Annotated in this window: 20 protein-coding genes; 13 read left to right on the top strand and 7 right to left on the bottom strand. The window is 72.8% G+C overall.

The features are described from left to right. Positions 1-31 precede the first annotated feature (31 nt). The 7 genes from glgA to ACIF8S_RS09130 all read left to right on the top strand — a co-directional run bounded on the left by glgA (position 32) and on the right by ACIF8S_RS09130 (position 9689). A complete protein-coding gene (gene glgA, locus ACIF8S_RS09160) occupies positions 32-1183 on the top strand; it encodes a glycogen synthase (RefSeq protein ID WP_399998270.1) in 1152 nt (383 codons plus the stop codon). Positions 1184-1234: 51 nt separating this feature from the next. Then, positions 1235-2455: a glucose-1-phosphate adenylyltransferase gene (glgC, locus tag ACIF8S_RS09155; protein ID WP_399998269.1), complete on the top strand. Its 1221-nt coding sequence runs from the start codon at positions 1235-1237 to the stop codon at positions 2453-2455. 177 nt (positions 2456-2632) lie between these two features. After that, the gene (locus ACIF8S_RS09150) at positions 2633-5251 is read left to right on the top strand and encodes a PA14 domain-containing protein (protein WP_399998268.1); all 2619 of its coding nucleotides are present in this window, start codon (positions 2633-2635) and stop codon (positions 5249-5251) included. Positions 5252-5484: 233 nt separating this feature from the next. Continuing rightward, complete coding sequence (locus ACIF8S_RS09145; RefSeq protein WP_399998266.1) at positions 5485-6912, top strand: wax ester/triacylglycerol synthase family O-acyltransferase; 1428 nt, start codon at positions 5485-5487, stop codon at positions 6910-6912. A gap of 104 nt (positions 6913-7016) precedes the next feature. Next, positions 7017-8510 (top strand): SDR family NAD(P)-dependent oxidoreductase, encoded by a 1494-nt coding sequence (locus ACIF8S_RS09140; protein ID WP_399998264.1) that lies wholly within the window; start codon positions 7017-7019, stop codon positions 8508-8510. 415 nt (positions 8511-8925) lie between these two features. After that, entirely contained in the window at positions 8926-9099 is a 174-nt protein-coding gene (locus tag ACIF8S_RS09135; RefSeq protein WP_106966952.1) for a hypothetical protein, read from the top strand. Positions 9100-9167: 68 nt separating this feature from the next. Next, positions 9168-9689, top strand: coding sequence for a GNAT family N-acetyltransferase (locus tag ACIF8S_RS09130; protein ID WP_399998263.1), 522 nt, complete (start codon positions 9168-9170; stop codon positions 9687-9689). Here the strand turns inward: ACIF8S_RS09130 and ACIF8S_RS09125 are convergent. Then, the gene (locus ACIF8S_RS09125; RefSeq protein ID WP_399998261.1) at positions 9661-10056 is read right to left on the bottom strand and encodes a VOC family protein; all 396 of its coding nucleotides are present in this window, start codon (positions 10054-10056) and stop codon (positions 9661-9663) included. The two genes, ACIF8S_RS09130 and ACIF8S_RS09125, sit on opposite strands and share 29 nt — an antisense overlap. Before the next feature lie 221 nt (positions 10057-10277). Further along, positions 10278-10937 carry a MerR family transcriptional regulator gene (locus tag ACIF8S_RS09120; protein WP_399998259.1) on the bottom strand — a complete coding sequence of 220 codons (660 nt, stop codon included), beginning with the start codon at positions 10935-10937 and terminating at the stop codon, positions 10278-10280. A gap of 87 nt (positions 10938-11024) precedes the next feature. On the opposite strand from ACIF8S_RS09120, the gene ACIF8S_RS09115 reads away from it, so the two are divergent. From ACIF8S_RS09115 to ACIF8S_RS09105, 3 genes are all read left to right on the top strand, one after another. Next, a complete protein-coding gene (locus tag ACIF8S_RS09115; protein ID WP_399998257.1) occupies positions 11025-11456 on the top strand; it encodes a DUF3291 domain-containing protein in 432 nt (143 codons plus the stop codon). Positions 11457-11583: 127 nt separating this feature from the next. Continuing rightward, positions 11584-14598 carry an alpha-mannosidase gene (locus ACIF8S_RS09110; protein WP_399998256.1) on the top strand — a complete coding sequence of 1005 codons (3015 nt, stop codon included), beginning with the start codon at positions 11584-11586 and terminating at the stop codon, positions 14596-14598. Between the two features lie 67 nt (positions 14599-14665). Beyond that, a complete protein-coding gene (locus ACIF8S_RS09105; RefSeq protein ID WP_399998255.1) occupies positions 14666-15652 on the top strand; it encodes an aldo/keto reductase in 987 nt (328 codons plus the stop codon). Between the two features lie 26 nt (positions 15653-15678). Here the strand turns inward: ACIF8S_RS09105 and ACIF8S_RS09100 are convergent, their stop codons facing one another. Further along, positions 15679-17100, bottom strand: coding sequence for a lipase maturation factor family protein (locus ACIF8S_RS09100; protein ID WP_399998254.1), 1422 nt, complete (start codon positions 17098-17100; stop codon positions 15679-15681). 184 nt (positions 17101-17284) lie between these two features. Between ACIF8S_RS09100 and ACIF8S_RS09095 the strand changes: the two genes are divergently transcribed. Next, positions 17285-19399 (top strand): SpoIIE family protein phosphatase, encoded by a 2115-nt coding sequence (locus ACIF8S_RS09095; RefSeq protein ID WP_399998252.1) that lies wholly within the window; start codon positions 17285-17287, stop codon positions 19397-19399. A gap of 31 nt (positions 19400-19430) precedes the next feature. After that, positions 19431-20294, top strand: coding sequence for an Fpg/Nei family DNA glycosylase (locus ACIF8S_RS09090; protein ID WP_399998250.1), 864 nt, complete (start codon positions 19431-19433; stop codon positions 20292-20294). A 16-nt stretch (positions 20295-20310) separates the two neighbouring features. On the opposite strand, the gene ACIF8S_RS09085 is transcribed toward ACIF8S_RS09090, so the two are convergent. From ACIF8S_RS09085 to ACIF8S_RS09075, 3 genes are all read right to left on the bottom strand, one after another. Next, entirely contained in the window at positions 20311-20967 is a 657-nt protein-coding gene (locus ACIF8S_RS09085) for a zf-HC2 domain-containing protein (RefSeq protein WP_399998248.1), read from the bottom strand. A gap of 173 nt (positions 20968-21140) precedes the next feature. After that, entirely contained in the window at positions 21141-21659 is a 519-nt protein-coding gene (locus ACIF8S_RS09080; protein ID WP_399998247.1) for a hypothetical protein, read from the bottom strand. 134 nt (positions 21660-21793) lie between these two features. After that, positions 21794-22339 carry a sigma-70 family RNA polymerase sigma factor gene (locus ACIF8S_RS09075; protein WP_033275399.1) on the bottom strand — a complete coding sequence of 182 codons (546 nt, stop codon included), beginning with the start codon at positions 22337-22339 and terminating at the stop codon, positions 21794-21796. A 211-nt stretch (positions 22340-22550) separates the two neighbouring features. On the opposite strand from ACIF8S_RS09075, the gene ACIF8S_RS09070 reads away from it, so the two are divergent. After that, positions 22551-23726, top strand: coding sequence for a CapA family protein (locus ACIF8S_RS09070; protein ID WP_399998244.1), 1176 nt, complete (start codon positions 22551-22553; stop codon positions 23724-23726). Between the two features lie 211 nt (positions 23727-23937). Here the strand turns inward: ACIF8S_RS09070 and ACIF8S_RS09065 are convergent, their stop codons facing one another. Further along, entirely contained in the window at positions 23938-25047 is a 1110-nt protein-coding gene (locus ACIF8S_RS09065; protein WP_399998243.1) for a DUF3533 domain-containing protein, read from the bottom strand. Positions 25048-25081 lie beyond the last annotated feature (34 nt).

The following is a 25081-nucleotide window of genomic DNA, read 5'->3' as shown; positions in this document are numbered from 1 at the left end:
GAGCGACGTCCGCGCAGACAGGGGGTTCAGGGTGCGAGTGGGACTGCTGACCCGGGAGTACCCCCCGGACGTGTACGGGGGCGCGGGGGTCCATGTGGAGTTCCTGGCCCGGGAGCTGCGGTCCCTGGTGGACCTGGAGGTGCACTGCTGGGGCGAGGGCCGCACCGACGGCGTGCTGCGCCACCGCTCCTGGCCGTCGCTCGACGGCGCCAACGACGCGCTGCGCACCTTCTCCGTGGACCTCGCCATGGCCGCCGCCCTCCAGGGCCGCGAGCTGGTCCACTCCCACACCTGGTACGCCAACCTGGGCGGCCACCTCGCCAAACTGCTGTACGGCATCCCGCACGTGGTGACCGCGCACTCCCTGGAGCCGCTGCGCCCCTGGAAGGCCGAGCAGCTGGGCGGCGGCTACGCCCTGTCGAGCTGGGCGGAGCGCACCGCCTACGAGGCCGCCGACGCGGTGATCGCCGTGTCCGGTGCCATGCGCGACGACATCCTGGAGTGCTACCCCGCGCTGGACCCGGCCCGGGTGCACGTGGTGCACAACGGCATCGACACCGCCCTCTACCGGCCCGACCCGGGCACGGACGCGCTGGACCGGATCGGCCTGGACCGCTCCCGCCCGTACGTGCTGTTCGTCGGCCGGATCACCCGGCAGAAGGGCGTGCCCCACCTGCTGCGGGCGGTGCGGGACATCGACCCCGCCGCGCAGGTGGTGCTGTGCGCGGGCGCCCCGGACACCCCGGAGATCGACCGTGAGTTCCGCGAGCTGTACGAAGAGCTGAGCCGGGTCCGCGACGGCGTGCACTGGATCCCGCAGATGCTGCCCCGCCCCGAGGTGATCCAGCTGCTCACGCACGCCGCCGTGTTCGCCTGCCCCTCGGTGTACGAGCCGCTCGGCATCGTGAACCTGGAGGCGATGGCGTGCGGCACCGCCGTGGTCGCCTCCCGCGTCGGAGGCATCCCGGAGGTCGTGGACGACGGCAGGACCGGCCTGCTGGTGGACGTGGACGACGACTTCGAGCCGGCGCTCACCCGGGCGCTCGACGCGGTGCTCGGCGACCCGGGCACCGCCCGGGCGATGGGCGAGGCGGGGCGGGAGCGCGCGGTCACCGAGTTCGGCTGGGACGCGGTGGCGCGCCGCACGGCCGGACTGTACGAGGAGATCGGCGAACAGGCTTAGCCCGGCCCGTCCGGGGCAGTCATGGGAAAACTCGGCGTGAGGGGAGCGGCCATGCGTCGTGGTGGTCCTTCGGTCCTGGGAATCGTGCTGGCGGGCGGCGAGGGCAAGCGCCTGATGCCCCTCACGGCGGACCGCGCCAAACCGGCGGTCACCTTCGGCGGCACCTACCGCCTGGTCGACTTCGTGCTGTCCAACCTGGTGAACGCCGACATCCTGCGGATCTGCGTGCTCACGCAGTACAAGTCGCACTCGCTGGACCGGCACATCACCACCACCTGGCGGATGTCCAGCCTGCTCGGCAACTACGTCACCCCGGTCCCCGCACAGCAGCGCCTCGGTCCGCGCTGGTACCTGGGCAGCGCCGACGCCATCCTGCAGTCGCTGAACCTGATCTACGACGAGCGCCCGGAGTACGTGGCGGTGTTCGGCGCCGACCACGTGTACCGCATGGACCCGCGCCAGATGCTCAACCAGCACATCGAGAGCGGCGCCGGCGTCACCGTGGCCGGGATCCGGGTGCCGCGCGCGGAGTCGTCCGCGTTCGGGGTGATCACGCCGGGATCCGACGGGCAGACCGTGGAGCGCTTCCTGGAGAAGCCCACCGATCCGCCCGGCCTCGCCGACGACCCCGAGTGCGTGTTCGCCTCCATGGGCAACTACCTCTTCACCACCAAGGCGCTCGTCGAGGCCCTCCAGCGGGACGCCGAGGACGAGAACTCGGTGCACGACATGGGTGGTTCGATCCTGCCGCAGCTCACCGAGCGGGGCGAGGCCCACCTGTACGACTTCAGCACCAACCACGTGCCGGGGGAGACCAGCCGCGACCAGGGCTACTGGCGGGACGTGGGCACGCTCGACGCGTACTACGACGCGCACATGGACCTGATCGCCGAGCGCCCCGCGTTCAACCTCTACAACCGCCAGTGGCCCATCTACACGCACTCGGGGCAGCTCTCGCCGGCCCGGTTCAACGCGGGCGGCATCGCCAGCGAGTCGATCATCAGCGCCGGGTGCCTGATCCGGGGGCAGGTGACGCGGTCGGTGCTGTCGCCGGGCGTGGTCGTCGACCCGGGAGCGGTGGTGCAGGGCTCGGTGCTGCACGACAACGTGCACATCGGGCGGGGCGCGGTGGTGCGCGGAGCGGTCCTGGACAAGAACGTGGAGGTGCCGCCGGGCGCGACGATCGGGGTCAACCCGGAGCGCGACGCGGAGCTGTACACGGTGTCCAAGGGCGGCGTGATCGCGCTCGGCAAGGGGCAGTTGGTGCCGTAAGCGGCCCTCGCGGAGGCCCCGGTCGTACGAGACGGGGCCTTTGTCATGTCCCTGGACTGCTGCAGGAATCCGTGCTGTTATGCCAAGTGCTGTTCTTTGACAACGTTGTACGGGACTGACAACGCACAGAACAGCACATGCACAGCGAGCCGTCACTTCCTCACCGACGGAGGATCCGTGCGCATCAGACGCCTCAGGAACCGCTTCGCCCTCCTCCTGGCCACCGCGCTGGGCGTCACCGGACTCGGCGCGACCGGGCCCGCCGCGAGCGCGGCGGAGGACGACCCCGTGGAGATCCACGGACTGAAGGGCGAGTACTGGACCCACTCCGCCCCCGGCGCCTTCGACTTCCACGAGCTGAAGGCCGTCGCCTTCGACTCCCAGCTCGACTTCGACAACCTGGAGCCGCGCCTGAGCCTCACCACGGGCCGGGCCGACGACGTCAGCGTCCGCTGGACCGGCAGGATCGTGCCGGAGACCACCGGCGCCCACACCTTCTCGGTCAGCGCCGACAACGGCTTCCGCCTGTGGATCGACGGCCGCCTCGCCATCGACCACTGGGTCGACGACTGGGACGTGGAACAGACCGCCGAACCGGTCGACCTGACCGCGGGCCGCGCCTACGACATCAAGGTCGAGTACTTCGAGCACTACGGGGGCTCCAACTTCCACCTGCGCTGGACCCCGCCCGGCGGCACCAAGGCACCCGTGCCCCGCTCGGCGTTCCGCCTCCCCGACGGCTTCGACTACGACGGCGCCCTCGCCGCCACCGTCCTCGCCTCCGGACGCACCCTGAAACTCGACTTCCCCCAGCCGCTCGCCACGCCCCCGGCCGGCTTCACCGATCACGTCAACGCCGTGATCGGCGGCGCCACCTGGCCCCTGACCTCGGCGATACCCGACCCGGCCGACCCGAAGGCGCTGCTCGTCACGCTCGGCGAGCCCGTCGTCGGCAACAGGACCGGCACCGCCCGCGGCAGCGCCGACGTCCGCTACGACGGCCAGGGCGGCCTGAAGACCACCGACGGCGACCCCGTGGACGCCTTCCTCAGCAGCGGACCCAACCGCTCCACCCATGAGCTGCGCACCCCGTGGGCCGACCAGGTGGGTCCCGGCAACGCCCACCCCGAGTACCCGCGCCCGCAGCTCACCCGGCCCGAGTGGCGCAACCTCAACGGCAGCTGGCAGTTCGCCGCCGCCGAGGAGGGCGAGCGCCCGCCCGTGGGCCGCACCCTGAAGGAGCGCGTCCTGGTGCCGTACCCGGTGGAGTCCCAGCTCTCCGGGATCCAGCGGCACGAGGACCGTATGTGGTACCGCCGCACCTTCACCGTGCCGCGCGACTGGCACATCGGCTCCGGCAAGCGGCTGCGTCTGAACTTCCAGGCGGTCGACTGGCGCGCCGAGGTCTACGTCAACGGCACGAAGGTCACCGCGCACGAGGGCGGCTACGACAAGTTCGCCGTGGATGTCACGGACGCGCTGAAGCGGGGCGGTCCGCAGGAGCTGATCGTCGGCGTGTACGACCCGACGGACGCGGCCGGCGGCGAGAACCCGCCGATGGGCAAGCAGCGCCTGGACCCGAGAGGCATCTGGTACACGCCCAGCTCCGGCATCTGGCAGACAGTGTGGATGGAGCCCGTCGCCCGTGACCACGTGGACTCCCTGAAGCTCGTCCCCGACGTGGCGGGCGAGCGGCTCTCCGTGGAGGCGAAGGGCGTCCGCGCGGGCCTGCCCATCACGGCCACCGCCTACGACGGACGACGCAAGGTCGCCACCGTGACCGGCCGGACCGGACAGCCGCTCAGCCTGAAGATCAGGAAGCCGCACCTGTGGTCGCCCGACGACCCGTTCCTGTACGACCTGAAGGTCACCGTCGGCGCCGACCGCGTGAGCAGCTACTTCGGCATGCGCTCCATCGCCGTGGAGAAGATCGACGGCGTGCCGCGCACGGTCCTCAACGGCAAGCCCGTCTTCCTGATGGCCACCCTCGACCAGGGCTTCTGGCCCGACGGCCTGCACACGGCGCCCACCGACGAGGCCCTCGCGTACGACCTCAAGGCGCACAAGCAGCTCGGCTTCAACTCCGTGCGCAAGCACATCAAGGTCGAACCCGACCGCTGGTTCTACTGGGCCGACCGGCTCGGGCTGATGGTGTGGCAGGACATGCCCTCCATGCGCGACGCCCGCACTCCGGACGCCGAGGCCCGCGCCCGCTACGAGCGCGAGATGAAGGAGATGATCGACGAGCACATCAGCAGCCCGTCGATCGTCATGTGGGTCACCTTCAACGAGGGCTGGGGCCAGTACGACGTCGGCCGGATCGCCGCCCAGGCCAAGTCCTGGGACCCCAGCCGGCTGGTCAACAACCAGTCCGGACTCAACCTCGGCGCCGACGGCGGCACCGGCGACCTCATGGACGAGCACGGCTACCCGAGCCCCGCCCTGCCGCCCCGTCCGGACGGCGAACGTGCCCTGGTCAGCGGCGAGTACGGCGGACTCGGCCTGGCGGTGCCGGGCCACGCCTGGCCCGTGCAGCAGTCGTACGTCGACGTCGACCCGGCCACCTACACCGACGACTACCTCACCAAGCTCGACGAGGTACGGGCCCTGGTGTGCAAGGGCGGCAACGGCGCCGTCTACACGCAGATCTCCGACGTCGAGGGCGAGCTCAACGGTCTGCTCACCTACGACCGGCGGGTGATGAAGCCCGACGTGCCGACGGTGCGGGCCGCACAGCGCGACCTGATCCGGGACGCCTCCCGGGCCCGCCCCGCGGGCTGCCCGGCCGCCGAATGACCGGCTCCGGCGGTGGGTGGCGCCCGTCCGGGTGGCGTCCGTCGCCCCGCCGGACGGGCCCGCCGCAGGCGTAGTCCCCGATGTCACTGACGTCTCCGCCCCTTCTGCCGTAGTGGCAGAAGGGGCGGAGACGTCACATGCTGTTAACTATGTGTAGCCAGATCGTACTTGACCGTAATCGGCCGGGAGCGATTGACTGCTGATCCGTTCCCGTCGTCGACGCGAGGCCGTTCATGACCGCTGACCCGCTCGCCCCTCTGGACCTGGCGTTCTGGAACATCGAGTCCGCCGGGCATCCGATGCACCTCGCGGCGCTCGGAGTCTTCACGGCCGGATCGCCCTCCGCGGCCGCCCACGCGGCCGACCTGCTGGCCGCCCGGGCGGCCGCCGTTCCCGGACTGCGCATGCGCATCCGGGACACCTGGGAGCCGCTCGGCCTGCGGCGGTCGCTGTCCGCGCTGAGCCGCACCTGGCCGGCCACCGGCGAACCGCTGACGGCCGCGCTGCGCAGGCCGCTCGCCTCCGCCGTGCGCCGCTCCCTCGCCTTCGGCGGCGCCACCCGCGAACCCGACCCCGGCTTCGACCCGCTGAACCACGTCCGGCTGCACCCGGCGACGGCCGACTTCCACGCCGCCGCCGGCGAGCTGATGGGACACCCGCTGGAGCGCGCCCGGCCGCCCTGGGAGGCACATGTGCTGCCGGGGGAGGACGGCGCGCGTTTCGCCGTCCTGTTCAAGTTCCACCACGCCCTCGCCGACGGCCTGCGCGCCCTCACCCTGGCCGCCGCGCTGATGGATCCGATGGACCTGCCCACGCCCCGCCCCCGCCCCGCGGAACCGCCCCGCGGACTCGTCCCCGACGTACGCGAGGTGCCCGGCCTGGTGCGCGAGGCCCTCGCCGACGCGGGCCGGGCCCTGGACATCGGCGCCGCCGTCGCCAGGTCCACCCTCGACATGCGCTCCTCGCCCGCGCTGACCTGCGCGCCCAGCGGCACCCGCCGCACCGCCGGTGTCGTCGTCGACCTCGACGACGTCCACCGCATCCGCAAGAGCGCCGGCGGCACCGTCAACGACGTCCTCATCGCGGTCGTCGCCGGCGCGCTGCGCCGCTGGCTCGACGAACGCGGCGACGGCAGCGACGGCGTCGCCCCGCGCGCCCTCGTCCCCGTCTCCCGCCGCCGTCCGCGCACCGCCCACCCACAGGGCAACCGGCTGTCCGGGTACTTGATGCAGCTCCCGGTCGACGAGCGGGACCCGCTCGCCCGGCTGACCCGGGTACGCACCGCCATGGACCGCAACAAGGAGGCGGGCCCGCACCGCGGCGCGGGCGCCGTCGCCCTGCTCGCCGAGCACGTGCCGCCGCTCGGTCACCGGCTCGGCGGACCGCTGCTCGGCCAGGCGGCCCGGCTCTGGTTCGACGTCCTGGTCACCAGCGTGCCGCTGCCCGGCTTCGGCCTGCGGCTCGGCGGCGACCCCCTCGGCGCCGTGTTCCCGCTCGCCCCGCTGGCCCCCGGCCACTCCCTGGCGGTCGCCGTCTCCACCTACCGGGGACACGTCCACTACGGCCTGGTCGCCGACGGCGCGGCCGTCGAGGACCTCGACCGGCTGGCCCGCGCGGTGACCGAGGAGGTGTCGGCACTCACCGTGGCCTGCGCTCACTGAGCGCAGCGATTTTGGTGCTGCGGCCCGGCGCTCCGTAAAATCCCCCGTTCGACAGCGGACGCGAACGGAGCGCCGCGCGAACCGAAGCGGGAACGGCAGCGGCGATGACGGTGACACAGGACGGCCCCGGGACCACGGACGAGGTGGCGTACGGGCCGGGCATCGACCCGGAGCGGCTGGCCGTCTGCCTGAGCGTGCTCGAGGAACTCGACAGCATCGACGTCGACCACCCGGACGCGATCGCGGTCCGCCGGGCCACCTCGCACATCTACCGCACGGTCAAGCAGCGCCGCCGCCAGGAGCGCCGGGCCGCCAAGACCGCTCACGACAAGGCGGTCACCGAGGCCACCGCCACCGGCTCCGCCGAGCGCATCGACGACGAGACCGAGGGCATCCTGCCCTCCTCCCGCGTCGAGCCGGGCCGGATCGCGGGCATACTCCAGCGCCCCCGCTCCTGCTACGTGTGCAAGACCCGCTACGTCGAGGTCGACTACTTCTACCACCAGCTCTGCCCCGGGTGTGCCGACGAGAACCGGATGCGGCGCGAGGCCCGCGCCGACCTCACCGGCAAGCGGGCGCTGCTCACCGGCGGGCGCGCCAAGATCGGCATGTACATCGCGCTGCGGCTGCTGCGCGACGGCGCCCACACCACGATCACCACGCGCTTCCCCAAGGACGCCATCCGCCGGTTCACGGCCATGGACGACTCCGGGGACTGGATGCACCGCCTGGAGGTCGTCGGGATCGACCTGCGCGACCCGGGCCAGGCCGTGGCGCTCGCCGACCAGGTCGCCGAGCAGGGACCGCTCGACATCCTGATCAACAACGCCACCCAGACCGTGCGCCGCCTGCCCTCCGCGTACGCCGCGCTCGTCGAGGGCGAGAGCGCCCCGCTGCCGGCCGGTGAGCTGCCCGCCCACCACGTCATCGGCGCCTTCAACTCCGGCGCGGTCGACGGGCTGACCGCGCTGCCCGCCGGGGTCAGCGGCCTCGACGCCCAGGCGGTGGCCGACCTCGCCCTGGTCGCGGGCAACGCCAGCGTCGAGCGGCACCGGGACGGCACCGCCATCGACGCGGGTGGTCTGGTGCCGGACGTCGTCGACTCCAACACCTGGGTGCAGACCATCGAGCAGATCTCCCCGGTGGAGCTGCTGGAGACCCAGCTGTGCAACTACACGGCGCCGTTCATCCTGATCAGCAAGCTGCGCCCGGCGATGGCCGAGGCGGCCCGCCGCTCGTCCTCGAAGCGCGCCTACGTCGTCAACGTCTCCGCGATGGAGGGCGTCTTCGCACGCGGCTACAAGGGCGCCGGCCACCCCAACACCAACGCCGCCAAGGCGGCCATGAACATGGTGACGCGCACCAGCGCGCAGGAGATGTTCGACACCGACCGCATCCTGATGACCTCGGTCGACACCGGCTGGATCACCGACGAGCGCCCTCACTTCGACAAGCTGCGCCTCGCCGAGGAGGGCTTCCACGCCCCGCTCGACCTGGTCGACGGCGCGGCCCGGGTGTACGACCCGATCGTGCGCGGCGAGGCGGGCGAGGACCTGTACGGGGTGTTCCTGAAGGACTACGCGCCCGGCCGCTGGTGACCCGCGCGGACGGCCGGGGACTGCCGAACGGCGCCCCGGCCGTCCGGACTTGTCCGGTACATCGGCACTCGTGTACTCCGATCGAGTGAGCTTCGTTGTGCGTTCTGTCACGACATGCCCGGAAATAGCCCCTGGTGATGGGCGATCCGTCATGTGATTGTTACAGCCAGTTTCCAGCCCCATCGAGCAGGGGGCCGCTCATTTGGTTAATCTGAGTCGGACGGACAGCAGCAAGGGTCCTACCCGCACCCACGATCCGTCATGGGACTGCCGGTTCACCACGGCCTGCTCTCCCTCGAACGACCGGCGCCACCGCGTCCGACGGCATTGGACACAGACCCGATCGGACGGCGTGCGCCAGGCACAGGGCCGACGCAGTACGTCCCGAGGGTGACCGACACATAAGGAGTGCGCGGTGACACCGGAGCAGACGAAACTCGAACAGCGCCCCGACGAACGCACGCAGCGTTCCGGCCGCCGGCCGGGGGAACTGGGAAGCCTCGACGTGTGGGCCCGCTCGGCCCCGATCCGCCTCGCCGGCTACGAGGAGGACCTCGCCGAGCCGCACATCCTCCCCAGCGTCGACTGACACCCCCACCCCCGCAGCCGCACCCCCGCACCCGCACCCCCGTCCGCGGGCGTGGCAGACTCGCGTCCATGCTGATCAGGGAAGCGAGCCCCGACGACTGGCCGCGCATCTGGCCGTTCTGGCACCGCATCGTCGCCGCGGGCGAGACCTACACCTGGGACCCGGGCACCTCCGAGGAGGCGGCCCGGGCCCTGTGGATGAGCCCCGCCAAGCAGGTGTACGTCGTCGAGGACGACGCCCGGGCCGTCGTCGCCTCCGCCTACCTCACCCCCAACTACGGCGGTCCCGCCCGGGACGTCGCCAACGCCGGCTTCATGGTCGATCCCGACCACGCCGGCCGGGGCGTCGGACGGCTCCTCGCCGAGCACGTGCTGGTCGCGGCGCGTGACGCCGGCTATCGGGGCATGGTCTTCAACGCCGTCGTCGAGACCAACCCCGCCGTGACGCTGTGGACCTCGCTCGGGTTCACCGTCCTCGGCACGGTTCCCGAGGCGTTCGACCACCCCCGGCACGGCCGCGTCGGGCTGCACATCATGTACCGCCCGCTCCGACCGGACCCCGTCAGGGGCGGACGTACGGCCGGGTCATGATCTCCATGTTGTGGCCGTCCGGGTCGTCGAAGTAGGCGCCCCGGCCGCCGAAGAGCGTGTTCACGCGGCCCGGCCGGGTGTGCGGCGGGTCGGCGTAGTACGTCACCCCGGCCGCCTCCAGGCGCGCGATCATCGCGTCGAACCGCTCGTCGGGCACCAGGAAAGCGTAGTGCTGGGACTGCACGGGCTCGTCCCGCTTCTCGTAGTAGTCGAGGGTCACGCCGTTGCCCAGGTCGACCGGGAGGAACGGGCCGAACGGCGCCCCCACCTCCAGTCCCAGGATCCCGGCGAGGAACTCGGCGGAGCGCCTGCGGTCACGGGCGTAGACGGCGGTGTGGTTCAACTGGACGTGCGGTGCTGCGGACATGGCTGTCTCTCGTCTCCGGGGTCGGTTCGTCGATCCCCGCCGGCGTGGAGCGCGGCGGGCGGAAGGAACGACCGACGGCGGAGGCGCACGCGCCCGCCCCGGACTCACTCGGGAGCCGGGAGCACCGTTCTCGTGAGGCCTGAGGCCGACCCGGCAGTCACGGGGCCGACATTAGAGCCGCAACACCGGTCGGGGCAACGGGAATCGAAGGGAGGTGCCGTTCACCACCGGCCGGGCGGGGAAGCGTCGGGGCCGTGGCGCGTGGTCGACTCGTCCTCCTGGGCGAGCCGGCGCAGGGCCATCAGCGCCGGCTCCAGCAGGAAGGTCAGCAGGACGGCCTGCTCGGCCTTCTCCAGCGGGTCCGTGACCGCCTCGAGGCGGTCCAGGTCGTACCGGGCGGTGCGCGCGGCCAGTTCGGCGTAGGGGAGGAGCGCCCGCCAGTCGTAGTCGACGCCCAGGCCGCGCAGCGTCCGCAGGGTCTGGTCGACGACCTGCCGGGCGGGGTTGTGCTCCGACACCGACCAGCCCATCGCGTCGACCAGGGCCGCGGCCTCCGGGTTCGGACCGGGCGTCCCGTCGTCCGCCCGCGCCTCCGGCCGGCCCGCCTCGGACGGCCAGATGCCGAAGACGATGCCCAGCAGCCGGTGCGTGTCGTCCCCGTGGGCGGAGACGGCGTCCAGCACCTGCTTGGCCGAGGCCACGGACAGCCCGCGCACACCGGTCAGCGCGCGGATCAGGCGCAGCCTGCGCAGGTGGGAGTCGTCGTACTCGGCCTGGGTCGCGGCGGTGGCGCGGCCGGGTGGCAGCAGTCCCTCGCGCAGGTAGTACTTGATCGTCGCGTTGGGCACCCCGCTGCGGCGGCTCAGTTCCGAGATTCTCACGTGCGTTCCCACAATCCTCTGGCGATTGGGTAGTGGCACTGTCTAATATGGATAGTGCTACTCACCAACTGTGGAGGCGAGACTATCGTGCCTACTCTTCCCTGGGTCACACCCCACCCGGCCCGGCCCGACACGCGCGCCGTCGTCATGGCCTCCCGGTTCGAGGTGCGGTCGCTGAAGGACGTCCCGCGCTTCCTGGTCAAGTCCTTCGCCGCCTGGGGCCAGGTCCGCAAGGCGCCCGGCGCGCTCGGGGCCTCCCTGGTCGCCCGGCCGTTCAGCAGGGTCTTCCTCACCCTCTCCGCGTGGGAGAGCCGCGAGGCGCTGTACGCCTATGCACGCGCCGAACCGCACAAGAGCGTCATGACCGGCCTGCGGACGACGATGCGTACGTCGACGTTCACCTTCTGGGAGGTGCCCGTCGAGGCGCTCCCGATCGACTGGGAGGAGGCCGGACGCCGGATCGACGAGCAGGCCCGCGCCGACGCGGAGAAGCGCGGAGCCGCACCCGGCGCCCACTGAACCGCGGGCCGGTGGCGCGGGCGGACGGTGGTTCGCGAGGGCCGTGGGAGGGGAGTTACCCCGGGGGTGCCGCCCCGGGGCGGGTCCTCCGTCCGGCAGCGAACCGGCCACACCCATGGAGCGCCGCATGCATGACGACCGCACCCTGGTCGAGGCCCGCCTCAGGCGTGTGCTCGACGAGCGCATCCGTCCCGCCGTGTACCCCGAGTCCGTGCCCCTGGAGGCGGCGGTGTGGCACGCGCCCGGGGAGCCGGTCCCGGTCGCCGAGGGGCTGGCCGCCGACGTCGAGCCGGTGACCGTCGGCACCCGCTGGGGCGCGCCCTGGGGCACCAGCTGGTTCCGGGTGACCGGGATCGTCCCCGAGGCGTGGGCCGGCCGGACCGTCGAGGCGGTCCTCGACCTCGGCTTCGACGAGAACATGCCCGGCTTCCAGTGCGAGGGCCTTGTCTACCGCCCGGACGGCACCCCCGTGAAGGGCCTCAACCCCCGCAACCAGTGGGTGCGGATCGGGGCGCCCGTCCGGGGCGGGGAGGAGGTGCGTCTGCACGTCGAGGCCGCCTCCAACCCCGTGATCATGGGCTACCGCCCCTTCACACCGACACCGCTGGGTGACCGGGAGACCGCGGGCGGCGCGCCGCAGTACACCCTGACCCGCACGGACCTCGCCGTCCTCGACGAGACCGTGTGGCACCTGGTGACCGACCTCGAGGTGCTCGGCGAGCTGATGGCCGAGCTGCCGGTCGACGCGCCCCGCCGCTGGGACATCCTCCGCGCCGTCGAACGCGCCCTGGACGCGGTCGACCTCCAGGACGTCAACGGCACGGCGCAGCGAGCCCGCTCGCGGCTCACCGACGTGCTGGCCGCGCCCGCCGTCCCGTCCGCGCACCGGATCAGCGCGGTCGGGCACGCGCACATCGACTCGGCCTGGCTGTGGCCGCTGCGCGAGACCGTGCGCAAGGTCGCCCGCACCGCCGCCAACATGACGGCCCTCCTCGACGACGAGCCCGAGTTCGTCTTCGCCATGTCGCAGGCGCAGCAGTGGGCGTGGGTGAAGGAGCACCGGCCCGAGGTGTGGGCGCGGGTGAAGAAAGCGGTGGCGGACGGGCGGTTCGTGCCGGCCGGCGGCATGTGGGTGGAGTCCGACACCAACATGCCCGGATCGGAGGCGATGGCACGGCAGTTCGTGCACGGCAAGCGGTTCTTCCTCGACGAGTTCGGCGTCGAGAACGACGAGGCGTGGCTGCCGGACACCTTCGGCTTCGCCGCGGGCCTGCCCCAGATCATCAAGGCGGCCGGCTCGAAGTACCTGCTGACGCAGAAGATCTCCTGGTCGCGCACCAACAGCTTCCCGCACCACACCTTCCGCTGGGAGGGCATCGACGGCACCAGGATCTTCACCCACTTCCCGCCCGTCGACACCTACAACTGCTCGATGCGCGGCGCGGAGATCGCCCACGCCGTACGCAACTTCAAGGACAAGGGGGCCGCCCGGCACTCCCTCGCGCCGACCGGCTGGGGCGACGGGGGCGGCGGCACCACCCGCGAGATGGTCGCCAAGGCCGCCCGGCTCCGCGACCTGGAGGGGTCGGCCACGGTGACCTGGGAGACCCCCGCCGCGTTCTTCGCGCAGGCCGAGGCGGAGAACCCCGAACCGCCCGTGTGGGTCGGCGAGCTGTACCTGGAACTGCACCGTGCCACCCTCACCAGCCAGGCCGCCACCAAGCAGGGCAACCGCCGCAGCGAGCACCTGCTCCGGGAGGCCGAGCTGTGGGCGGCCACGGCCGCCGTGCGCACCGGCTTCCCCTACCCGTACGAGGACCTGGACCGGATCTGGAAGACGGTGCTGCTGCACCAGTTCCACGACATCCTGCCCGGCTCCTCCATCGCCTGGGTGCACCGCGAGGCCCGCGCCACCTACGCCCGGATCGCGGACGAGCTGAACGGCATCGTCGACGCCGCCCAGCGCGCCCTGGCCGGCGAGGGCACGCTCCCGCTGGTCTTCAACGGTGCCCCACACCCTCGCTCAGGCGTCCCGGCGGGCGGCGCGCGTCCGGCCGGGGCCACGGGCCGGACGACCCGCGAGGACCGCCCCGGCGGCGGACACCTCCTGGACAACGGTCTGCTCCGGGTCGCCGTCGACGCCCGGGGCCTGGTGGACTCCGTCCACGACGTCGAGGCCGACCGCGAGACCGTCGCCCCCGGACGGCCCGGCAACCTGCTCCAGCTCCACCACGACCTGCCGAACATGTGGGACGCCTGGGACGTCGACGCGTTCTACCGCAACACCGTCACCGACCTCACCGACGCGGACGAGGTCACCCCCGGCGACGACGGCGCCTCGGTACGGATCGCCCGCACCTTCGGCGACTCCCGGGTGACGCAGGTGCTGTCGCTGCCGCCGGGGGAGAAGCGCCTGGTGGTGGACACCGAGGTCGACTGGCACGAGACGGAGAAGTTCCTCAAGCTCGCCTTCCCCCTCGACCTGCACGCCGACCGCTACGCCTCCGAGACGCAGTTCGGGCACTTCTTCCGGCCCACCCACACCAACACCTCCTGGGAAGCCGCCAAGTTCGAGGCGTGCAACCACCGCTTCCTCCATCTCCAGGAGCCCGACTGGGGCGTCGCGGTCGTCAACGACGGCACGTACGGCCACGACGTGACGCGCACGGTCCGCACCGACGGCGGCACCACCACCACGGTCCGGGTCTCCCTGCTGCGCGCCCCGCGCTTCCCCGACCCCGAGACGGACCAGGGCGTACACCGCTTCCGGCACGCGCTGGTCCCCGGGGCGTCCCTCGGGGACGCGGTGCGCGAAGGCTGGCGGATCAACCTGCCCGAGCGGCGGCTCACCGGGGCCGGCGAGGTGGCGCCCCTGGTGACCGTCGACCGGGACTCCGTCGTGGTCACGGCGGTGAAGCTGGCCGACGACGGCAGCGGCGACGTCGTCGTCCGCTTCCACGAGGCGCACGGCGCCCGCGCCCGGGCCACGCTCACCGCCGCCTTCCCGGTCGCCCGCGTGGACGTCACCGACCTGCTGGAACGCCCCCTCGCGGACACGCCCCCGCCCGCCGTGGACGAGGGGCGGGTCACCGTGCGGCTGCGGCCGTTCCAGCTGACCACCCTGCGGCTGAAACGAGCCTGACCCGGACCCGTATGCTCGGCGGCACCCCGCCCCGGTGGACCACCCCTACGACAAGGAGCTACCCGGCATGAGCGACCTCGGAGCCCCCAGGGAACTCGGCCGCAGCGGCGTCGGGATCACCCCGCTGGCCCTCGGCACCGCCGGCATCGGCAACCTGTACACCGAGGTCGCCGAGGAGGACGCGTACGCGACGGTGCGTGCCGCGCTGGAGCGTGGCATCCGCTACTTCGACACCGCCCCGCACTACGGACTCGGTCTCGCCGAGCGCCGGCTGGGCGCCGCCCTGCGGGACCTGCCCCGTGACGCGTACACCGTGTCCACCAAGGTGGGCCGCCGCCTCGAACCGTCCGACGCGGGCGGCGACGACCTGGCCAACGCGTTCGCCGTGCCCGCCACCCACCGCAGGGTCTGGGACTTCAGCGCCGACGGCGTGCGCCGCTCCCTGGAGGCCAGCCTGGAACGCCTCGGCCTGGACCGCGTGGACGTCGTCTACCTGCACGACCCGGACGACCACGAGGAGCAGGCGTTCCGCGAGGGCTACCCGGCGCTGGAGAAGCTCCGCTCCGAGGGTGTCGTCCGGGCCATCGGCGCCGGCATGAACCAGACCGCGATGCTCACCCGCTTCGTCCGCGACACCGACGTCGACGTGGTGCTGTGCGCCGGCCGCCACACCCTGCTCGACGCCTCCGCCTCCGCCGACCTGCTGCCCGCCGCACGGGAACGCGGCGTGTCCGTCGTCGTCGGCGGCGCCTTCAACTCCGGCCTGCTCGCCGATCCGCGGCCCGGAGCCACGTACGACTACGCGGCGGCCCCCGCCGCCCTGCTCGAACGCGCCCTGCGGATCAAGGACACCGCCGAGCGGCACGGCACCTCGCTGCGCGCCGCCGCCCTGGCCCACTGCGCCGCGCACCCGGCGGTCGCCGGTGTCCTGGTCGGCGCCCGCTCGGCCGCCGAGGTCCACGACGGCGCCGACCGGTTCACGGAGCCCGTCCCCGCCGCCCTGTGGGACGAGCTGCGCGGAAGCGGCCTGCTGCCGTCGGCCCCGGCTGCCTAGGGCCGACGATGCTCTGACTCAGGTCATCAGGTCTTCCGCGCGGGCCCGGTCAGCCGGGTCGGCGGCAGGAACTCACGGACGTAGGTCCGCTCCCAGCAGGCGCCCGTCTCGCGCAGCTCCCGCCAGGTGGTGAAGCGGTAGCGGAACAGGCGGGCGCGGATGTGACGCGGCGGCTCGTCCAGGGGGAAGGGGGAGCGGCGCAGCAGCCGCAGGGTGTCCCGGTCGTTCTCCAGCAGGCGCTCCACCAGTGCCCCGAACCACGGACTGGCGTACGCCGGGGAGAGGGCGGCGAACCACATCAGCCAGTCGAGCCGCAGGTGGTACGGGGCGAACTGGCGCGGCCAGCGCCGGGGGTCGCCCGGCTTGCCCCTGAACTCGTACTCGCGCCAGTCGGAGTCCCGCCGGGGCACCTCGTCGGACGTGCCCTCGACGACCACCTCGTGGCGGACCCGGCCGACGGTGCCGAACGCCCCGTAGGTGTTGACCAGGTGCAGCGGGTCGAACGACCGGTTCATCACCTGGCGGCGGGACAGCATGTTGCGCACCGGCCGCCGGCTGAGCCACAGCAGCAGCGCGGACACCGCGAGCACGACCACCACGTACCAGAGCGGGGCGTCGTCCACCGCCGGCGGATCGGACGGCAGGGACAGCACCGGCAGGGCCAGTACGACGGTGACCCAGTTCAGCCAGGCGAAGTTGCCGGACAGCACCAGCCACACCTGGGTGACGATCATCAGCGCGGCGGCCACCGAGGCGACCGGCTGCGGAGCGAACAGCAGGAACGGCACCACCAGCTGGGTGACGTGGTTGGCCGCCACCTCGACGCGGTGCAGCGGCTTCGGCAGACGGTGGAAGAACCAGCTCAGCGGCCCCGGCATCGGCTGCGTCTCGTGGTGGTGGTCCAGACAGGTCAGCCGGCGCCAGCACTCGTCGCCGCGCATCTTGATCAGCCCGGCTCCGAACTCCACCCGGAACAGCACCCACCGCAGCAGGAACAGCACGACCACGGGCGGCGCCACCTCGTCGTTCCCCAGCAGGACGGCGAGGAACCCCACCTCCAGCAGCAGCGACTCCCAGCCGAAGGCGTACCAGGTCTGCCCCACGTTGACGATCGACAGGTACAGCGCCCACGGCACCAGCCACAGCAGCATCGCCGCCCACAGCGGGACCAGCGCGTCGGCGCCCGCCAGCAGGGCCGCCGACACCGCGCACCCCGCCCAGGCACAGCCGGCGAAGAAGCGGTCCGAGTAGTGCCAGTGGAAGAGGCTGGGCGAGCGGCGCAGCGGGACCCGTTCCACGAAACGCGGCACCGGCAGCATGCCCCGCTCCCCGATCAGCGCGCGGAACTGCAGTGCCGCCGTCAGGAACGCGAGCAGGTACAGCGCCGCCAGCCCCTTCTGGAACACCAGCCGGCTCAGCCAGTAGTCGGACGCGCCGAACCACTCCACGTCCGCACGCTCCTTCCTCCGCCGCCCCGCCGGGCCCTCGGACACCCGGCCGCCGTCGGCTCCCGGGCTCCTCCCGCTCCGTACACCGTGTGACCTCCCGTGTACCACCGGGCGGCGCGGGATACCCGCGACCCGAGGTGTCCCAGCGGTCGAAGAATCACCCGAACCCTGGCAAGGTGGCCCCATGGCTGATCGGGGAGCGAGCCCCCTGTCACTCCCGGACGACTGGCCGGAACACCCGGATCCGATCCTGGCGCTCAACCGCATGGGCAGTTTCGACTGGGACCTGGACGCCGGGGTGATGCAGATGGACGCCCAGGCGCACGAGATCTTCGACGTGCGCCCCGACGAGTACGACGACCGCCCGGAGACCCTGGGCATGCGGGTCCCGCCCGGCGAGGCGCGGCGCCTGGACTCCGTCGTGTCCCAGGCCCTCAAGTCCGGCCAGGAGAACTACGGCGCCTACTTCCGCATCCGCCGCCGGGACGGCTCCCTGCGCTGGACCCACACCCAGGGCTACATCCGGCGGGACGCGTCCGGCCGGCCCCACCGCATCATCGGCATCGTCCGCGACGCCACCCAGGAGCTGCGCGACAGCGAGGGCCGGCGTGAGCAGGCCCTCCAGGAGAGCCTGCGCCGCCAGCAGACCAACGTGGTCCAGCTGACCACCGCCGCCCTCGCCCACGCCCGGACCGTGCAGGACGTCATCGACGTCCTCAAGGACACCCACGGCCTCACCCATCTGGGCGCCACCAGTCTGGTGATGGGACTGGTCGAGGCCGGCCGGATCCGGCTCATCGCGGAGGGGCCCGCGGGCAGCTTCGTCCCCGGCACCGAGCTCACCCGGATCGACGAGCGGTACCCGATGAGCGAGGCGGTACGCACCCTCAGCCCCCGCTTCATCGAGTCGCCGGAGGAGTTCGCCGAGCGCTACCCGGAGCTGTGGCGGGGCATCACCGGGCTGAAGATCACCTCGGCCGCCTATCTGCCGCTCATCGTGCAGGCCCGCCCCATCGGCGCGATGGGCCTGCTCTACAGCGACCGGCGCGGCTTCTCCGCCGAGGAGCGCAACATCCTGGTCGCCCTCGGCAGCAGCATCTCCCAGAGCCTGCAGCGCGCGATGTTCTACGAGCAGGAGACGGACCTCGCCCAGGGGCTGCAGCAGGCCATGCTGCCCCGCACCATCCCCAGCGTGCACGGCGCCGACCTCGCGGTGCGCTACCGCGCCGCCTCCTTCGGCGGCAGCTTCGGCCGGGACATCGGCGGCGACTGGTACGACCTGATCCCGCTGCCCGGCGGCAGCCCCACCGGCGGCGGCCGGGTCGGCGCCGTCATCGGGGACGTCCAGGGCCACGACACGCACGCCGCCGCCGTCATGGGACAGCTGCGCATCGTGCTGCGCGCCTACGCCGCCGAGGGGCACCCGCCGGCCACCGTGATGGCCCGCGCCTCGGTCTTCCTGCACGAACTCGACACCGACCGCTCGGCGACCTGCCTGTACGCCGAGGTCGACCTGTCCACCGGGGTGGTCCAGGTGGTCCGGGCCGGTCACCTCGACCCCATGGTGCGGCGCGCCGACGGCACCTGCCGGCGGGTGTCCGTCCCCGGCGGGCTGCCGCTCGGCCTGTCCGCCGAGTTCGGCGGCCTGGACTACCCGGTCGGGACGATAGACCTGGAGCCGGGCGACACCCTGGTGCTGTGCACCGACGGCCTGGTGGAACAGCCCGGCGCCGACCTCGACGACGGCGTGGAGACCCTCGCCGCGCTGATCGCCGTCGGCCCCGACGACGTGCGCGACCTCGCCGACCGGCTGATCGACGTCGCCGAGGAGCGCCGCGGTGACGACGACGTGGCGCTGCTCCTGCTGCGCCGCCGCGAACCGGACGGCCCCCGCTCCGGAGGGCGGCTCAAACAGCTGGTGCCGCCCGGCGACCCGCAGGCGCTGTCCGACACCCGCAGCATGATCCGCACCGCGGCCGGCGCCTGGGGGGCCCGGGACCGGGCGGACGAGATCGAGCTGGTCGCCGACGAGATGATCACCAACGTGCTGATGCACACGGAGGGGTCCGCGGCGGTGATCCTCAGCGTGCTCGACGGCACCGAGCGACGGCTGCGGGTCGAGGTCGAGGACTCCTCCAGCGCCCTGCCGCGCCGCCGCGAGGCGGGGGAGTCGGGCGTCTCGGGACGGGGACTGCTGCTGGTCGAGACGCTGACCGACCTGTGGGGCGTGGAGGCTCGTGGCGGCGGCAAGTGCGTGTGGAGCGAGTTCGTGGTGCCGAAGGACCCCGGCACGGGCTGAGGACGCGGGCCGGTGGTGGCACTCTTGACGCATGCCGGAACTCCCCGAGGTCGAGGCGCTCAAGGACTTCCTCACCGAGCACCTGACCGGCCACGAGATCGTCCGGGCGCTGCCCGTGGCGATCAGCGTCCTGAAGACCTACGACCCTCCGCTCACCGCCCTCGAGGGCCGCGAGGTCACCGAAGTGCGGCGGTACGGCAAGTTCCTCGCCCTGGCGACGGACGGCGGCCCCCACCTCGTCACCCATCTGGCGCGCGCGGGCTGGCTGCACTGGCGGGACCCGCTGCCCAGCGGTCCGCCCCGCCCCGGCAAGGGCCCGCTGGCGCTGCGGGTCGCGCTGGAGACCGGCGCCGGCTTCGACCTGACGGAGGCCGGCACCCAGAAGCGGCTCGCCGTGTACGTCGTGGCGGACCCCGCCGAGGTTCCGGGCGTCGCGCGGCTCGGGCCGGATCCGCTGGCCGACGACTTCGACGAACGGCGCCTGGCGGACCTGCTCTCCGGGGAGCGCCGCCGGCTCAAGGGCGCCCTGCGGGACCAGAGCCTGATCGCGGGCGTCGGCAACGCCTACAGCGACGAGATCCTGCACGCGGCACGCATGTCCCCGTTCAAGCTGGCCTCCTCGCTCACGCCGGAGGAGACCACCCGGCTGTACGAGGCCCTGCGCTCCACCCTCACCGACGCGGTCGAACGCTCGCGCGGGCTGGCGGCGGGCCGGCTGAAGGCGGAGAAGAAGACCGGCCTGCGGGTGCACGGCCGTACCGGTGAGCCCTGTCCGGTGTGCGGGGACACGATCCGTGAGGTGTCGTTCAGCGACTCCTCGCTGCAGTACTGCCCCACCTGCCAGACGGGCGGCAAGCCGCTGGCCGACCGGCGGCTGTCCCGGCTGCTGAGGTGAGCCGGCGCCACCGGGGTCACTCGGGGCGCAGCGTCACCAGGGTCTCGCCCTCCGTGGTGCGCACCTCGTAGCGGACGGTGTCGCCGGAGTGCAGGGTGGAGCCGCCCGGGATCGTGTTCGGGCGGGCGTCGTGACGGGGCACGGCCCAGCTGGTCATGACGTCCTCGGAGCCGTCGCGGGCGACGCCCACGAGGACGCATTCGCGCGGTCCCGCGGCGTCCTTGACCCGCAGCTCCACGGCGCTGCCCCAGTCACGGTCCTCGACCGTCACCTCGGCCCACACCCCGGAGCGCTCGTCGGTCGCCTCCACGGTCAGCGGGCGCGGACCGTCGTCCCCCCGCGCCAGCACGAGGGCGGTGGGGGCGGACACCGCGATCACCACCGAGGCGGCCAGCGCCAGCAGCAGCCGGCGGCGCCCGGCGCGGCGCCGTCCGGCCACCTGCGCGAGCAGCCGGTCCAGCATCCGCGGCGAGGGCTGGGCCATCGGGTGGACCGGGCGCGGGGTGGCACTGCGGTACAGCATCAACTGACGTGCCGCGGGGCCGAATTCGGTCACCTGGACAGCGCAGCTGGGGCACTCCATGAGGTGGTCCTCGAAGCGGAAGGCCTCCGCCTCGTCCAGCACGCCGAGCGCGTAGGCGCCGACGTCGCGATGCCTCTCCAGGGACCTCATGCCGAATCCTCGTACCGTTGGGTGCGGGTGGGGTTACTCCTTGCTCCCACCGGTACGCACCAGGCAGCCGAATCACTCAAGCCACGCACCGAATCGTGACCTAACGGTTCGGAGCCCTCGGGGCCGCGGATTGGTGGCACTTTCCGGGGCGGCCCGAAGGGGGGACACGGGTCCTAGAAGAGGTGGATGGCGAGGTGTCCCAGAGGCAGTCCGAGCTGCCAGGCGGGCGTCCACACCTTCGGCCCCTCGTCCTCGCCGGCCGCCCCGCCGCCGGGCACCGCGTTGAGGTCGGGCGCCAGCAGCTCCGTCTCCCGCAGCCAGCGCCAGGCCTCGGCCGCCAGCTCCAGGTCCGGATCCGGTGCGCCCGTGCCGGACGCGGCGGCGTCCGCGGCCAGGTCGTCCAGACGGCGGTGCACCCACTCCTGCCAGGGCTGGTCATAGGCGGTCAGCGACAGCCAGGTCTCCAGCTGGGTGATGACCCGGATGCCGGACAGCTCGCCGTCGGTGTCGGACAGGAAGACGGTCAGCGCCAGCGCGTCCCGCCCGGCCCGGAACTCCACGGACGTCGGCGGCATCAGATCGCCGGTGCGCAGCAGCTCGTCGGCGATGTACTCGGCGTAGAACCAGGCCATGGGGACGGCCGGCCCGCCGCCCCCGGTGCCGTCCGTGCTCTCTCGACCTCTGTGCAGCATCCCTTCCTGCCTCCTCCGGTGCGTGCGCGTCGCCCGAACCCGGGCCCCCGGTCCGGAACACGGATGAGGACAGCCGATCCCCAACCGGGTTCGTCGGCAAGGCGCTTTACGGAGGTTTGACCCGACGGTTGGTTTCACCGCATGTCGGAGGCGTATCCCGGAAGCACCCGGCGCAGGGCGCGCAGCGCGTAGTACGCGCGGGACTTCACCGTACCGGGCGGGATTCCGAGGGCCGCCGCGGCTTCCGCCACACTCGCCCCCTGGAAGTACACGAGCACCAGGACTTCACGGTGCTCGGGAGTGAGTGTCTTCACAGCTTCCCGGACGTCGAGCGTCGCGGCGGCCCGTTCCGCGTGGTCGGAGATCACCCGGGCGTTCTCCAGCACGGCGTCGCCGACCTCGGCCGGGCGGGCCTGCCGGGCCCGCCGGGCGTCGATGGCGAGCCGCCGCGCCACGGTCAGCAGCCAGGGGCGCACGGAGTCGAAGTTCTCGGCGCGCAGGGCCTCGGGGTGCTGCCAGGCGCGCACCAGCGTCTCCTGGACCAGGTCCTCCGCGCGCTGCCGGTCCCCGTCGCAGAGCCGGAGCAGCAGCGCGAAGAGGGGCCGGCCGTGCTCGCGCTGGAGTGCGGCGAGCTCGTGCTCGGCGGTGGTCCCGTTCGTGAGTGTCATTCCGGCCGTCATGGCCGTATGGCAACGCACCCCGCCGCCGGGGGACAGGGCGCGCACAGGAGTGTGCGGCGGACGGTCGATCGCGTCGACGAACGGTTCGACGAACGGTCGAGACGGCCGTATCCGCACGCCGGACGGCCTAAAGGGCGTGTCGGAGCACCGCTCGACGAGATGAGGCTTCTTACCTGTTTATCCATAAATACGACCACAGCGGGGTGACGTGATGATCGCACGCAGCAGACAGCTGGCCCTCGTCCTGACCGCCGTCCTCGCCGCGGGCGCCGCCTGTCAGGCCCGCGACCACCGGCCGCCGGAGCCGGGACGCCCCGCGCCCTCCGCGACGGCCCACCGCGGCTTCACCCTGGTCGCCTCCGGCGACGTGCTGCCCCACACCTCCGTCATCGAACGCGCCCGGTTCGACGCGGGCGGCACCGGTCACGACTTCCGCCCGATGCTCTCCGGCATCCGCTCCGTGGTCGCCCCCGCGGACCTGGCCCTGTGTCACATGGAGACCGTCTACGGCGCCGACGGCGACTACAGCGGCTACCCCCTGTTCACGTCACCGCCCGAGATCGCCGCCGGCCTCGCCGCCACCGGCTACGACGGCTGTTCCACCGCCTCCAACCACACCCTGGACGACGGCGCGGACGGCATCCGGCGCACCCTCGACGCCCTCGACGAGGCGGGACTGCGCCACGCCGGATCCGCCCGCACCGAACAGGAGGCCGCCACACCGACGATGCTGCGCGCCGGCGGGGCACGCGTGGCGCACCTCGCCTACACCTTCGACACCAACGGGCTCCCGCTGCCGCAGGACCGGCCCTGGGCCGTCAACCTGATCGACGAGCGGCGGATCGTCGCCGACGCCCGTGCCGCCCGTGAGGCCGGGGCCGACGTCGTGGTCGTGTCCCTGCACTGGGGCACCGAGTGGCAGGACGAGCCCGACGACCTCCAGCTCACCCTCGCCCGCTCCCTCACCGCCTCCGCCACCCGGGGCCGCCCGGACATCGACCTGATCCTCGGCACCCACGCCCACGTCCCGCAGGCGTACGAGAAGGTCAACGGCACCTGGGTGGTCTACGGCATGGGCGACCAGATCGCCGGCGAGATGACCGGCCCGGAGGGGGTGACCGACCCGCGCGGCAACCAGTCCACCCTGGGCCGCTTCACCTTCGCCCCGCCGGCCCGCCCCGGCGGACGCTGGGAGGTCACCCGCGCGGAGTTCGTCCCCCAGCTCTACGACGTGGACGCCGGCCGGGTGATCGACCTCAACGAGGCGCTGGCAGGCGGCGCCGAACTGCACTCCGTGCGCGACCGCATCCGTGACGTGGTGCTCGGCCGGGGCGCCGCGAAGGACGGGCTGGTGATGGCGGGCGGGACGCGGAAGGGCGACGGCTGAGACGCCGGGGCCGGGTGCGCCCGGTCCGGGAGTGCGGTCCTCCGGACGCAGGACCGCGAGGGATGCGGTGGGCGCCCGGTTCGCGTACGCGGTGCCGGCGCCGGTCCGCGTCTCACATCACGGCCGGCGGGTGGTGGACCCGGGGCCCCCTCAGCACAGGTCGACGGGGCCGCGGGCCCGCGCCGCACGCGGAGCGGGCCCGTGCCGGCCGTCAGGTCGCGGCCCCGGTTCCCCCGGCGGCGGCGGGCGCCGTGGAGCCGCGGGCCGCCTTCGGCCGTCGGCGGAACATGACGACGAGGGCGCTGACCAGGACGCCGCCCACGGCCCAGGCGGAGAGGACCCACCAGGCCGTTGCCGTGTGATGACCGCCGAAATAGGTGTAGTTGCGGATCAGCGTGACCGAGGCGCCGTTCGGCAGCGCCGGTCCGATGTCCCGCCAGAACGGTGGCAGGAGCGCCGCCGGATACACACCGCCCGCGCTGGGATTGCCGAACACGACGAAGATCAGCACGGACAGCGCGATGCCGATGGGCCCGAGCAGGACCTGGAAGGCCATACCGGCGGACGCCGCGGCGAACGTGGTGAGGGCGCCGATCCACCAGATCGCGACGAAGTGGCCCGGCAGCGCGTCGAAGACCAGATCGACGATGATCGCACCGGCGAGTCCCGACAGCACCGACAGCAGGGCCAGCGCGCCGAGCCGGATCATCATGCGGTGCGGACCGGGCGGCCGGGCCCCGTACGAGGCGGACGCCGCCGCGGAGGCCAGATAGCCGCCCACGACCAGGCCGACCGCCAGGTAGAAGCTGGCCAGTCCACGCCCGTCCGCCTCGTTCGGTGGTCGCAGATCGGTGACCTGCACCGGCCGCGAGGGGTCCGCCTTCTGGAAGACCAGTTCCAGCGCCTGGACGCCCGACGGGCCGCCGGCCGAGGCCACCAGCAGCCGGTCGCCCCGCTCCTGCGGCGCGACCAGCAGAGCGGCGTCCACCTCACGCTCCAGCACCATGGCGCGTGCCTGGGCCGCGCTGTCGGCGGGCCGTCCCTCCAGCGGCTCCCCGGGGATGGAGTTCAGTTTCTCGATCACCGCCCCCTGCTCCGCCGCGGGGGCCACGACGGCCACCGGGATCTTGTCCGGGGTGGGGGAGTGGAAGGCTCCGATGTAGGAGACGACGAAGGCCACTTCGATGATGAGGACGCCCAGCATGAGGAGCCCGGCGCGTGGGGTGATCGCGTCCCGCACGTCGCGGCGGAACCGCGCGGCGGGTGACGAGGGGGGAGGGTTCCCGGGTGGCTGTCCACCCGGGGTGGAAGGCTCGACCATGTCAACTCCTTGGTCGGTCCGTCAGCAGCAGCTG

The sequence above is a fragment of the Streptomyces sp. NPDC085937 genome, from assembly GCF_044540535.1.
In the GTDB taxonomy this organism is placed as follows: domain Bacteria; phylum Actinomycetota; class Actinomycetes; order Streptomycetales; family Streptomycetaceae; genus Streptomyces.
The sequence above is the reverse complement of the archived record's forward strand: the minus strand, read 5'-3'. Positions and strand labels throughout refer to the sequence as shown.